A 12,328-nucleotide genomic window follows, 5' to 3' on the forward strand; every position below is an offset into this window, starting at 1 on the left:
GGGGGCATGACACTCCCGCTGGAAACGTTGAGGTGGTTTGCGCTTCGCGCGGGCGAAGGAAAGAGGGGTGGGCTGCAGTGACGCGCCGGGGAATGGCCTGCGCTCAGAACTCGGCTTCGAGCAGGTCGTAGCCGGCGTCCTTCATGCCGAGGGCTTCGTAGGTGCGGTGGGCGACGGCGTTGTCGCGCTCCACGTACAGGCGCAGTCCGACCACGCCGTCGGTGTCGCGGGCGAGCTGCTCGACGTGGCGGTACAGCGCGGCGAACACGCCCTGGCGGCGGTGGGATTCAGGCACGTACACGCTCTGGATCCACCACCAGTCGCCGTTGCGCCAGTCACTCCATTCGCGGGTGAGCATCAGCGTGCCAACCGGTTCGGCGATGGTCTCGTGGCCAGCGACGGTCGCCTCGTGCATGGCGATGAAGTAGCGCGCCTTCGCCGGATCGGCGACACCGGCGGCGACGCCGGCGTGGATGGTCTGCGGATCGAGCTTCTTGTGCTCGGTTTCCCAGGCCATGGCCTGCGCCCATTGCGCGAGCAACTCGACGTCGGCGGCATGCGCTTCGCGAATACGCAGTGTCATGGCGAAACCTTGATCACCCCGCACGCCACGCGCGCGCCAGCATTGCCCGTAGGCTGCGTGGCGTAGTCATCCTGCGCCGCATGCACGATGACCGCGCGACCGATCACGTCATTGGCTGCGCCACCGCCCAGCACCACGCCCTCGGCGTGCACGTTGACCGCGGCCACGCCCTCGCCGTTGGCCGTGATGTTGTCCATGTCGCCGCCGTGGTGGTCACCGTGGCCGACGCGGCCGTGCGGCTTGGCTGCGGGATTGAAGTGGCCGCCCGCGCTGGTGGCGTCGGCCGCACTGCAATCACCCTTCTCGTGGATGTGGATGGCGTGGGTGCTGCCGGGTGCCAGGCCGCCGATCTCGCCGCGCAGGTGTAAGCCACTGCTCATCGGCATCAGCGTGAGCTTGCCGCTGACCAGGCTGGCCGATGCTGGGGCGAGCACGACGCTGGCGCCAGCGACGGTCGAACGGTTGGCCATCGCCGGCGCGGGTTGTGGGTCCGTGTCCGCCGTGGTGGGCGCGGTGGTCACGCAGGCGGCGAGCAGGGCGGTGGCGAGGGCGGTAGCGAGGGCATGCTTCATTCGGGGTCTCCTTGAGAGGGCGTGGGGCGACGGCGGCCCGGGCCCAGCTTGCGGGTGAGGGTGTTACGCCCCAGTCCAAGCCGGGTGGCGGCCTCGCCTCGATGGCCGCCGGTGTGGGCCAACGCGGCGGCGAGCAAAGTGCGGTCGAGCAGCGCGGACGCGCGGGCGTGGATGTCGTCGGCGCCGGTCGCGAGTTGGGCGTGGACCCAATCGGCCAGTGGGCCGCGCCATGCGGCGGCTTCGTCCGTTTCGTCGATCGCGTCCGCGGTGGTAGTCGCCGCTGGGGGGATGTTGCTGCCGCGGCTGGCGAGCGTGCCGCCGCCGGAATGCGTCCCGGTGGCCGACGCACGTGCCGTGCCCGCCGCTTCGACGAAGCCGGCACCGCCGAACGCGGCGTCCACGTCGGCACGGGTGATGGTTTCGCCCGGCGCCAGTGCAGCCAGACGCCAGCACACGTTCTCGAGCTCGCGCACGTTGCCGGGCCAGGCGTGGGCCATCAACGCGGCCACGGCCGGCTTGGCCAGGCGCTTGGCGGGCGCGTCGAACTTCGCCGCGGCCATCACCAGGAAGCGCTCGGCCAGCAGCGGGATATCCTCGCGGCGTTCGCGCAGCGGCGGCAGGCGCAGGCGCACCACGTCCAGGCGATGCAGCAGGTCGGCGCGGAAACGGCTGGCGGCCACCAGTGTTTCCAGGTCCTGGTGCGTGGCCGCGATGACGCGCACGTCGACGCGGATCAGTTCGCGGCCGCCGACGCGGAAGAACTCGCCTTCGGCCAGCACGCGCAGCAAGCGCGTCTGCAACGGCAACGGCATGTCGCCGATCTCGTCGAGGAACAGCGTGCCGCGGTGTGCCTGTTCGAAGCGGCCGATGTGGCGCTTGTTGGCCCCGGTGAACGCACCGGCCTCGTGGCCGAACAGTTCGGACTCGAGCAGTTCGGCGGGGATGGCGGCGGTGTTGAGCGCGACGAACGGCCCTTCGGCGCGCGGCGACTCGCGGTGCAACGCGCGCGCGACCAGTTCCTTGCCGGTGCCGGTTTCGCCGGTGACCAGCACCGACAGCGGCGCCTGCGCGAGACGGCCGATGGCGCGGAACAACGCGCGCATCGCCGGGGTGTTGCCGATCAGGGTGGTAGCGGCATCGGGCGCGACCTCGGGCTCGGCCAGCGCCTCGGCCGCCGCGTCCTCGGCGCTTTCGTCGCGACGGACGATCGCCTGCACGGCGAGCGCGACCGCTTCGTCCAGGTCGAACGGCTTGGACAGGAATTCATGCGCACCGCCGCGGAACGCGCCGGCAGTGCTGGCCACGTCGGTGTACGCGCTCATCACGATCACCGGCAGCTGCGGCACCCGCGCCTTGAGCTGGTCGAGCAGGACGAGGCCGTCATCGCCGGGCATGCGCACGTCGGTGAACAGCAGGTCGGGGACGGCGCGGGTGTCGAGCGCGGTGAGCGCATCGCGTGCGGATTCGAACGCGTCGACGGTATAGCCGGCATCGCGCAGCGCGGTGGCGAGCACGAGGCGCACGCCGCGGTCGTCGTCCACCACCCAGATGCGGCCGTGATGCGTGGGGCTCATGGCTCACGGTCTCCTCGCGGCGTGGGGACGCTGCCAGCGCTATCCCCTTCGGTACCTGCCACTTCTGTATCGGCAGGAGTTGTGCCAGCAGCGGACGCGAGATCGGCCTCCGTTTCGAGCGTGGTAGTACCTTCGACCGCGGGCGCGGCCTGTCGCATCGGCAGGTGCAGGGTGAACACGGTGTGCCCGGGCCGCGAACGGTACACCAGCGTGCCGCGGTGTTCGCGCGCGACCTGTTGCGCCAGCGCGAGGCCCAGGCCGGTGCCTTCGGCGCGGCCGGTGACCAGCGGCAGGAACAGGCGCTCGGCCAGCTCTTCGGGCACGCCGCGGCCGTCGTCGCTGATCTCCAGGCGCAGGGCGATGGGATGGATCTCGTCGCCCAGGCGCAGGCCATGCTCGGCGCGGGTGCGCAGGGTGACGTGGGTCGCGCCGGCCTCGATGGCGTTGCGCACCAGGTTCCACAGCGCCTGCTGCAGGCGGTCGGCATCGCCGTCGAACTCCGGCAGGCTGGGGTCGTAATCGCGCACCAGCTGCACGGCCCAACCGGCGTCGGCCTCGGCCAGGCGCAGCACGCGCTCCAGCACGGCGTGGATGTTCAGCGGCGCATGCGCGCGTGGCGGCGCAGGGTTGAGCAGGCGGTCGAGCAGGCCGGTCAGGCGCGCGACTTCGCCGTCGATCAGCGCCAGCAGTTCGCGTTCGTCATCGGCGTCGCGCGCAGCGGCGCGGCGCGCGAGCAGTTGTGCGGCGCCCTTCACCCCGGCCAGTGGATTGCGCAGTTCGTGGGCGAGGCCCTTGAGCGCCGCCGACAACGCGGAGGGCAGCACCTGCGCAGGGTCCTCACCGGGGAACTCATCCACCGGATGGACTTCGACCAGGGTGCCGCCGTCGTCGCGGCGGCTCAGCCACAGGTCGGCGAAGCGCGGTTCGCCATCGGCAAAGCCCAGGCCCAACCGACGCAACCGCAGCGGAGCACCTTCTTCGTCGGCCACGCGGGCCAAGGCAGTGGCGAGGCGCTCATCGCCGCCGTCCAGGCCCACCAGCGGCCAGCCGATCAGCCGGCGCGCACTGACGCCCAGCCAGCGCGCGAAGGCCTGGTTGCAGCCAGTGATGACGCCGACGCTGTCCAGCCACGCCAGCGGCGTGGTCAGGCTATCCAGTTCGGGGAGGGGGGCGGGCATTGCACCAATATAGTGCAAGCTGACACCGGCGACACCATGCAAGAAGCCCGGCCAAGTGGGCACACAACCAAAGTTCCGACACTTTGTTGGACGTTTGGTTGTTTCCCGCTGTTCGAACTATGGTTGGGGCGGGCGACCGCGAGACGCAGGAAAACACAGCATGTTGCTGATATCTATGAAAATATACCTATGCGTCTAGCTGATTGAGCCTCAACTATTCGCATAGACGGGCGATGGCAATGTCGGGTATGCCCTCCAGACATGCCGGAAAACATCGCCCGCCAGGGCGTCGATATCTTCCTCGTCGTAGGTATCGACCGGAAGTCCGGTGGCGTCGGCGTAGAGATAGTCATGGATCACGACGCGAATCGCATCCCGGTTGGTCTCCGTGGCCTGCCAGTTGGATATCTCCGCCAAACGCGCCTTCACGGTCGAAAGCAGCCCCGTCGACACCGTCTTCAGCTTTTCGATGCTGACCTTGTCCAGATCGGGCTTGCGAAGCAGGTCGAACAGGGCCAAGGACTCTTCGTCCAAGCCCATCTCCACGGCCCGATGCTCTTCCTCGCTCATTTTCTCAGTCAGCAAGGTGAGATGCTGGAAAGTTGCTTCGATTGTGGCTCGATCCTTTTCTTTGTTGTACTCGGCCACGATCTCTTCGTAGCGCGCCTGCAGATCATTGCGCAGGGGATTCAACTTCAGCAGCCGGGCCAAGCGCGACTCGATGATCGCCTTTAGGCTCTGCACGATCGTGTGCTTTCGCGGGCTGGTCTGGAACTCCTTCAGCAACTGCTGGAAGTTGATCTTGCTGATATCGAAGAGATGCCGATCGTTGAGCGATCGACCATCCGGCCCAAGTTCCGGCGGCTCGGCCGTCACGATCGCTGAATCCACTTCACCCCGAAGTGCGTTGATGATGTGGCTGATGTCTGTCTTTTCCACATCCTGCTGCAGGCTCTTATAGACGACATTGACCACGTCTACGCGGACACGTCGTGCATTAACCCCATCGACGTGAACGCAGGCTTTGAAACGGCTTGCAACATCCCTGGCCATGAGCTCGAAGCGCTTTCGCACCTCGTCGTTCTCATTGATGGATTCCTTGGCGTCCACGATGGCTTTGTTGCGTGCGAACCCAACACTATCCAGGATTGTCGACAGTGGGATCCCGCGCTTATCCATCCACACAGAAAGCTCGGCAAGCGAGGCATCCAGTCGATCGAGCAATGCCTCCTCAGGCTGGGCGGGATCTTTCCCCTCGCCATCGCCCGTCACGCCGTCCGCACCCATTCCAGCAAAGGTGGCCAACGCGCGCCGCAAGTTCTTCAAAATCCCGCAGTAGTCCACGATCAGGCCGTTGGTCTTGCCCTCCGCTACCCGGTTGGCGCGGGCGACGGCCTGCATCAGGGTGTGTGCCTTGAGGGGCTTGTCCAGGTACAGCGTGCCCAGGGTCGGCACGTCGAAGCCTGTCATCCACATCGCGCAGACAATCGCCACGCGGAACGGGTGGTCGGCCTTCTTGAAGGCATCCTCCATGCTCAGCGGCTTGGGCGCGCCGGGTACGCTCCAGCCTTCCTTCATGAGCCGCCGATGCGGCTTGATATCCAGACCTAGCTTCTGGAACCGCTCAACTTCGCCCTGCTCCTCGCTCACTACCACAGCAAAGCGGGTGTCGCCCATCCACCTGATCTGGCGCTCACGTTGCGCCAATGCCTGGAGGTCTGACTCCCGATTCTTCTCGATGGTCAGCGCATGAATGTGCTCGGTCCAATACTTTTCAATTAGCCCGTGCATCCGCACGCAGGTCGGCTTGTCAATGCATACAAACATTGCCTTGCCACTTTCCCAGCCTTCGGCGTAGTGCTTCACGAAGTCTCGGGCAATTCGGTCTAGGCGCTCGCCGGCCGTGATGACGTGGTAATCGCGGCCCATGGCCTGTTCCAGCCGCCGCTGGGCGTCCGGATCGGCGTTGAGCTCGTCCTCGAACTCGGCCAGCTTGTCGGCGATGCGCTGGTTCAGGTCGTCGGTGGCGACCTTGAGCTTCTCGCCGCGGGCGTCGTAGTACAGGGGCACGGTGGCGCCGTCGTCCACCGCGCGCTGGAAGTCATAGGTGGAGACGTAGTCGCCGAAGACCCGGCGCGTCACCTCGTCGTCGCCCATCAGCGGGGTGCCGGTGAAGCCGATGTAGCTGGCGCCCGGCAGGGCATTGCGCATGTTGAGCGCCAGCGTGCCGTACTGGGTGCGGTGTGCCTCGTCGCTGATCACGATGATGTCGTCGCGCCGCGAATACGGGTTGTCCGGCTCCACCTGCTCGTTGAACTTCTGCACCAGGCTGAAGACGTAGCCCTTGTGTTGGCCCAGCAGGGCTTTCAGGTGCGCGCCGCTGGCCGCACGGGCGTCGTCGCCCTCGCCCACCACGCCGCAGCCCACGTAGGTCTGGTAGATCTGCCCGTCCAGGTCATCGCGGTCGGTGACGATGACGAAGGTGTAGTTGCCGCCCACCCTGCGATGCACCTTGCGGGTGAAGAACAGCATCGAATAGCTCTTGCCGCTGCCCTGCGTGTGCCAGAACACGCCTAACTTGCCCTGGTTCTGCGCGCGGTTGGCCACGGCGCGGATGGCGCGGTTCACGCCCAGGAACTGGTGGTTGCGCGCCACGATCTTGATGGTGCGCTCGCCCACGTCGTCGAACAGGATGAAGTTCTCGAACAGGTCCAGCAAGTTGCGCTTGTCGCAGACGCCCTTCAGCAGGGTTTCCATGTCCACCACGCCGGGCTCGGCCTCCTCCAGCCGCTTCCAATTGTGGAAGTGTTCGTATTTGCCGCCCAGCGCGCCGACCTTGGCCTCGCTGCCGTTGGCCAGCAACAGGAAGGCGTTGTGGTGGAAAAGGTGCGGAATGGTGTCCTGGTAGTCCTTCAGGTTCTGATCGAAGGCCTTACGCAGGTTCTTGTGGATGGTCTTGCATTCGATGAACAGTAGGGGGATGCCGTTGACGAAGCCGATGATGTCCGGCCGGCGCCGGTACAACTCGCCCTTGACCCACAGCTCGCGCACGGCCAGGAAGTCGTTGTTTTCCGGGGTATCGAAGTCGAACACCCGCAGGGTGCGCGCTTCCAGCGTGCCGTCGGGCTTGCGGTAGCTGACCTTCACCCCGTCGCGGAGAAGCTGGTATTTCTCGCGGTTGGCCGCCATGCCGCGCAGGCCGGCGCCCACCTCCACGATCTGGCGCAGCGCATCCCGGTAGGCGGCGTCGGGCAGGCCCGGATTCAACGCGATCAGTTTATCGCCCAGGATGCGGGTCAGCACCACCTCCTGTTCGCTCCTGCGCCCGAAGCTGCCTTCCGGGCCCAGCACCTCGGTGTTGTAGGCGTACTCGCTGCGCCAACCCAGCGCATCGCGCAGGTAGTCGGCGGTGGTCTGCTGGACCAGCGTGTCTTCGTTCAACGCCATGCGGAAGCCCCCTGTGCCCAGCCTATCAAACCGCCAGGTCGCCGCTCATCAGACGGGGGAGCAGGAGGTCGCGGGCATCACGCAGTTTGGTGTTCTGCTGGCAAAGATTTGCCATCTGCTGGTACATGGGTTTGATGGCACCGACGAACTCATCCAATAGTTCAACAGTTGGCACAAGCATCTTCTGGCTGCGCAGCGTTTGTTGGCTGATATTTGTTTGAGCCGCACCCTGCCCAAGCCCAACCACGTGGCCGCGATTTTCTTGCAGCCACTTCTGGGCAAATAGGACATCGTCAGGGTGCCGCTTCGGCATCAATGCAACGCACGCCTGGTTCGAGGCAGCGGCCTTGGCTAACAACCCCGTACTGCCGATATTCGTACCGCCGTAAATCGAGACTAATAGAGTCCCTTCCGGAAAGAGTTTTGCAGCCGAGTTCTTGAGCGCCGCTTCTGAGATGTGCTCTTCAGTATCGAAGATGAAAAGCTCATCCAGCTCCTGCGTCTTGACCCAGTTGATGTCGCCAACGAAATACTCGGGGACCGACCGACTCGGTGTTCCGCCACTCGTAGTGTCAAACATTTCGGCGATCGAGTTGATAGCCCACCCCTCCGGCACGCCATCCACCACCTTGACGTGTTCGTGGCCGGGGAAGCGCAGGTGCACGAACCATTCGCGGTACAGTAGGCGGGCTGATTGCTCCAGCAGCGCGATGCGGCGGCGGTTGTTTTCGATCAGGTCGTCGATCGGCAACAACTGTTCGACGATGCGACCTTGGGTTTCGAGATCAGGCGAGCAGACTTTACGTTCGTGCAGATCATTGCGGTTCACGCCTGGGACGGCAGCTTTGTTGCTGTTCGTCCCGCGTAGCGCGTTTTTCAAGAAGTACGCGATGAAACGAGGATTGTTCCCCTTGAAGTCACGAACATACAGTGCAGTGTTGTGCGGCCAGTAGTCGCCTTCGACGTAGAACACTTCGCCCATCGTTCCGTATCGCCCCGTCACCACACCTGGCCCTGCGACCATCGCCATGTTGTGCGATCCGGTGATTCCGGATGACGAGATGACCGGAACATCCCCAGGCCTACGCTGTGCTTCGGGCAGATCGTAGCCACGCTTAAGCGTCAGCACGTCGCCCAAACGACGTTCCTTCCAACTCACGCGCCAAGCTCCTCAAAGTTGCGCGCAATCCTTGCCGCCAGCGACACCGCCTCCTCGTTCAACCCCGTCAGCTCGACGTGGATATCTCGCAGCGCAGCCTCAAAGTCGAAGTCCTCGTCCACCTCCTCCGGCGCTACGCCGACATAGCGGCCGGGCGTCAGCGACCAGTCATTGGCTTCGATCTCGGCGCGGCTGACCCGCTTCACCAGCCCCGGCACATCGCGCAGCTCGGCCTCCGGGAAGCGTTCCTGCAGCCACAGCGCCTGCCGGTGGAAATAGCGCACCGGCTTCAGAGCGTCCACCGCGGCCCTGCGGGCCTCGTCCGCGGCCTTGCGCTGGCGGTTGAGGTCGCGGCTGTTGGCGTCGCCCTGCTTGGCGTCCAGCGCATGCCCGGCCAGCTTGTAGAGGTGATCCACCGCCTTGACCAGGTCGCGACTAGCGTCGGCCAGCGGCGCCAGCCGGGCTGCGGCTTCGTGGAGCTCGGTGTTGCCCGCACCGTCTGGGATGCCGTCGGCAGCGAGGGCATTGACCTGGGTGTTGAAGGCTGCGAAGTCCCGGTTGAACTGCGCGACGGCCTCGTCCAGCGCCACCTGCGCCGTCAGCGCGTCGCCCTCCTGTAGGGGGCTGCGCAGCAGATTGGCCCACGCGGCCATCGCCCCGTGCGCCTCGCGCAGCGGGGCTTGGCTGGCCAAGGCGGCCTGAATGCAGGCAAGCAGATGCTCCCGCACCAGCGCCAGGAAGCGGCCCTGCTGGCCGCGGTAAAGCCAGACGATGCTGGTCAGGTTGGCCAGTTGCTCCGGGCTGAAGTCGTAGATCTTGCGCGTCACCTTGCGGTAGACGTTGCGGGCATCCAGCATCAGCACGTGGTCGCGGTGCTGCGCGGGCTTGGCCTTGTCGAAGAACCACAGCTCGCACGGCACGGTGCGGGTGTAGAAGAAGTTGCCGCGGATGGCCACCATCACGTCCACGTCGCCGGTTTCCACCAGCTTCTGGCGCACCTTGGCTTCGTCGCGCCCCGCGCTGGACGCCTGCGAGGACATCACGAAGCCCGCGCGGCCTTGCGCCGAGAGGTAGCTGTAGAAGTAGGAAATCCACAGGTAGTTGCCGTTGCTGACCTTGCCCGCCTTGTTCACGCCGGGCAGGCCGAACGGCAGGCGCGGGTCGTTGCGGACCTTTTCCGCGTCCACCTCGTCCACGTTGAACGGAGGGTTGGCCATCACGTAGTCGGCCTTGCCCAGCAGTTCGTGGGGGTCGCTGTAGTAGCTGATGGCCTCGGCGATGTTGCCCTGCAGCCCGTGCACGGCCAGGTTCATCTGCGCCAGCTTGATGGTGGTGGCGTTCTTCTCCATGCCCCAGAAGGTCAGCGCCTTGCTGGGGTCGCCGTGGTTGCGCTCCACCAGGTTGGCGCTCTGCACGAACATGCCGCCGGACCCGCAGGCCGGGTCCAGCACGCTGCCGCGCTCGGGCTCGATCAGGTTGGCGATCATCTGCACGATGGAGATGGGCGTGAAGAACTCGCCGCCGTCGTGCGCGCCCTGGTCGGCGAACTGGGTCAGGAAATATTCGTAGATGCGACCGAAGATGTCGCCGCTAGCGGTCTTGAGCTCCTCCGGGTTGAGCTTGCGCAGCAGCTCGCCCAAGTCCTCGTTGCCGATCTTCTGGTAGTCCGCCTTGGGCAGCACGCCGCGCAGGGCGGCGTAGTCGGCTTCGATGCCCTCCATCGCGGCGATGATGGCGGCAGCGCGGTCGGCGGAATCCGGAAGGCTGACCAGATGGTCGAATTGAGCTTCGGGCCGCAGGAAGATGGCACCCTGCTGGCTGAAGTCTTCCTTGGTCAGGGCGCGAACCTTGCCGCCACGGCTGGGCAGCCCGGTCTCTATCTGGGGCTTAACTGCCAGGAACCGGCTATAGGCATGCCGCAGGAAGATAAGCCCCATAACGGGCATGAAATACTCATTGCTTGCCAGGCCGGAATTGGCGCGTAGCAGGTCAGCAGCGCTCCAAAGGCGCTTCTCGATGGCTTCGATATTCTGGAGTTGGCTCATGCCGGGGATTGTGGCAAATGCCTAGCCACAAGCATAGGCAGGCCAAGCCTGCCGAGGCCTTGTCACTGTGGCTGCGCTCGAACACCGGCGAATCCGGCTATTACCATCAGGGCGGGGTTACGGGATCACTTCCCGCTCTGCCACGCATCCATACCCTGGAGGTTGAAGGGGAAATCCACACGCGTCGACGGGATGCGCTTAGAGAACTCCCGCACGACCGTAATCGACTTTGCGCATTGGATTGCAAGCTCGGGGGCCACCTGGACCACCTGCATCACCTGGAGCGCAATGTCCTTCTGACGCTCGCGTCCGCTGGCGCATTCATTCATTTTGACAATTTGAAGAGCCCGTTCGAGTGCTCGCTTGACGTGAGTACGGGAGAACTCCCCATTCTGCGCCAAGTACCTTGACCGGTATCTGTGGTGGAGGTCGGGATAGTGCTCCCGGACCACGTCCGCCCAGACGCCGAACTCGCGACAAAGGAGCGCCAGTGGCGGCAGGACTTCTGCGTCCGAACATAGACGGTCCATGCATGACCCAATCATGGCGAGGTTGCCTTGAATGTCCCGCCGCCTCAGAGGCACTTGAGTGAAACCATCGGCGCGATCGAACAGAAAGGCAGAGGACACCTCTTCAGGTCGCTCCAAGATGTCCCCGATTTCGCAGCCTTGGAAGGCACAGAGATTCAAGTACTGAGTCAGAGTCGGCAGGGCGTTATGGCGCCTACGGCTGTTAACTCTGTTCCACAGATACCCGCGAACTGCAGGCGGAAGCCTTTCGCCCGAGAGAATCCGCTTATGAAGCCCTGCCATGAAGACTTCAATGCGCATTTCCGGTATTGGATCGTCAAGAGCGGAAACGTAGCACCCGAATCGCCGCAGCACTCCGTCGACCCACCTAGGAAACGCCTCAAGCTCGCGCCACTCGCCCGAATGACCCAATGGACAGCGGCACGCTTGACAGTTGCGCCTGCTCGCATACGACCTTAGGAATGACTGCGCTGCGCCGCACTGAGAACACCTACCTTCGAGCAATACACCATGTGTTGGGCAGATGGATAGTTGTGAAAACGCCAGATGGAGAGGCTCGAAGCTGGTCCCTTCGTCCCATTCAAGGTAACAACGGGGACACCAGCGCCTTTGGTGCTCTCGACCGTCCCGCGTGGAAAGGCCTTGCCGACCCAACACGCCTGCTACGTTATGGAAAGTCCCACGATATAGGTCGGGTTGCCCAGTGAGCTTCATAAGGGATTCCATCAGCCCCTTGTAATGACTTCTGGGCCCGATCCAGCTCGACATGTACTGTGCACTCATGCGTGCGCCTTGCTCCCCGGCTTCGTTCTTAAGGATCGATGCGAGGAGATGGATCGATACGCCGCATATGTCCGACATTCGGAGGGCATAGTGATACAGCGACTCCGTCGTCCCTGATGCCTCGTCCCGCCTCAGAGGCAGTGGCGGCAAAGGTGTCCAGTTGTGGATTAGCATTCTGGGGGGCGCTATTCGGGGGACTTGTCCTACACCCATATCTCCGTAGCAAGACGTGAGACTTCTGCTGGATTGTGCGACTTATACGCGATCCAGAACTCGCGAACGTCCTGCCAGAGAGTCTCCAGCTCAGCCTTGGGGTAGTACGCCTGCTCAACGTCGGACTTGATAATCTCCACGCGGCCTGCATCTGAGGCGTGCTGTGCAGCGCGATCAAAGAGGTTGACAACTTCCCCGCATACAGCGGCCGTGGTGAGGGTTCTACCCCGAAATCACGGACGGT

The 12,328-nt window shown here is 64.4% G+C and carries 8 protein-coding genes and 1 pseudogene; all 9 read right to left on the minus strand.

Annotated features, from left to right (window positions below; translation table 11 throughout):
- Window positions 1–103: 103 nt before the first annotated feature.
- Window positions 104–583 carry a GNAT family N-acetyltransferase gene (locus N800_RS14350; RefSeq protein WP_036140181.1) on the minus strand — a complete coding sequence of 160 codons (480 nt, stop codon included), beginning with the start codon at window positions 581–583 and terminating at the stop codon, window positions 104–106.
- Window positions 580–1,155 (minus strand): superoxide dismutase family protein, encoded by a 576-nt coding sequence (locus tag N800_RS14355; protein ID WP_036140184.1) that lies wholly within the window; start codon window positions 1,153–1,155, stop codon window positions 580–582. Before N800_RS14355 ends, N800_RS14350 begins: the two co-directional genes overlap by 4 nt.
- Complete coding sequence (gene ntrC, locus N800_RS14360) at window positions 1,152–2,729, minus strand: nitrogen regulation protein NR(I) (RefSeq protein WP_036140186.1); 1,578 nt, start codon at window positions 2,727–2,729, stop codon at window positions 1,152–1,154. The genes N800_RS14355 and ntrC overlap by 4 nt, the downstream gene beginning before the upstream one ends.
- Window positions 2,726–3,907, minus strand: a complete 1,182-nt coding sequence (locus N800_RS14365) for a two-component system sensor histidine kinase NtrB (RefSeq protein ID WP_084087728.1) — start codon at window positions 3,905–3,907, stop codon at window positions 2,726–2,728. The genes ntrC and N800_RS14365 overlap by 4 nt, the downstream gene beginning before the upstream one ends.
- Before the next feature lie 210 nt (window positions 3,908–4,117).
- Complete coding sequence (locus tag N800_RS14370; RefSeq protein ID WP_036140188.1) at window positions 4,118–7,354, minus strand: type I restriction endonuclease subunit R; 3,237 nt, start codon at window positions 7,352–7,354, stop codon at window positions 4,118–4,120.
- A gap of 25 nt (window positions 7,355–7,379) precedes the next feature.
- Complete coding sequence (locus N800_RS14375; protein WP_036140190.1) at window positions 7,380–8,513, minus strand: restriction endonuclease subunit S; 1,134 nt, start codon at window positions 8,511–8,513, stop codon at window positions 7,380–7,382.
- Window positions 8,510–10,558, minus strand: a complete 2,049-nt coding sequence (locus N800_RS14380) for a class I SAM-dependent DNA methyltransferase (protein ID WP_036140192.1) — start codon at window positions 10,556–10,558, stop codon at window positions 8,510–8,512. The genes N800_RS14375 and N800_RS14380 overlap by 4 nt, the downstream gene beginning before the upstream one ends.
- 125 nt (window positions 10,559–10,683) lie before the next feature.
- Window positions 10,684–11,187 (minus strand): hypothetical protein, encoded by a 504-nt coding sequence (locus N800_RS16370; protein WP_232227677.1) that lies wholly within the window; start codon window positions 11,185–11,187, stop codon window positions 10,684–10,686.
- Window positions 11,188–11,598: 411 nt separating this feature from the next.
- Window positions 11,599–12,084: pseudogene (locus N800_RS16560) on the minus strand (hypothetical protein); the annotation flags it as partial.
- Window positions 12,085–12,328 lie beyond the last annotated feature (244 nt).

Source organism: Lysobacter daejeonensis GH1-9 (genome assembly GCF_000768355.1).
Classification (GTDB): Bacteria; Pseudomonadota; Gammaproteobacteria; order Xanthomonadales; family Xanthomonadaceae; genus Aerolutibacter; species Aerolutibacter daejeonensis.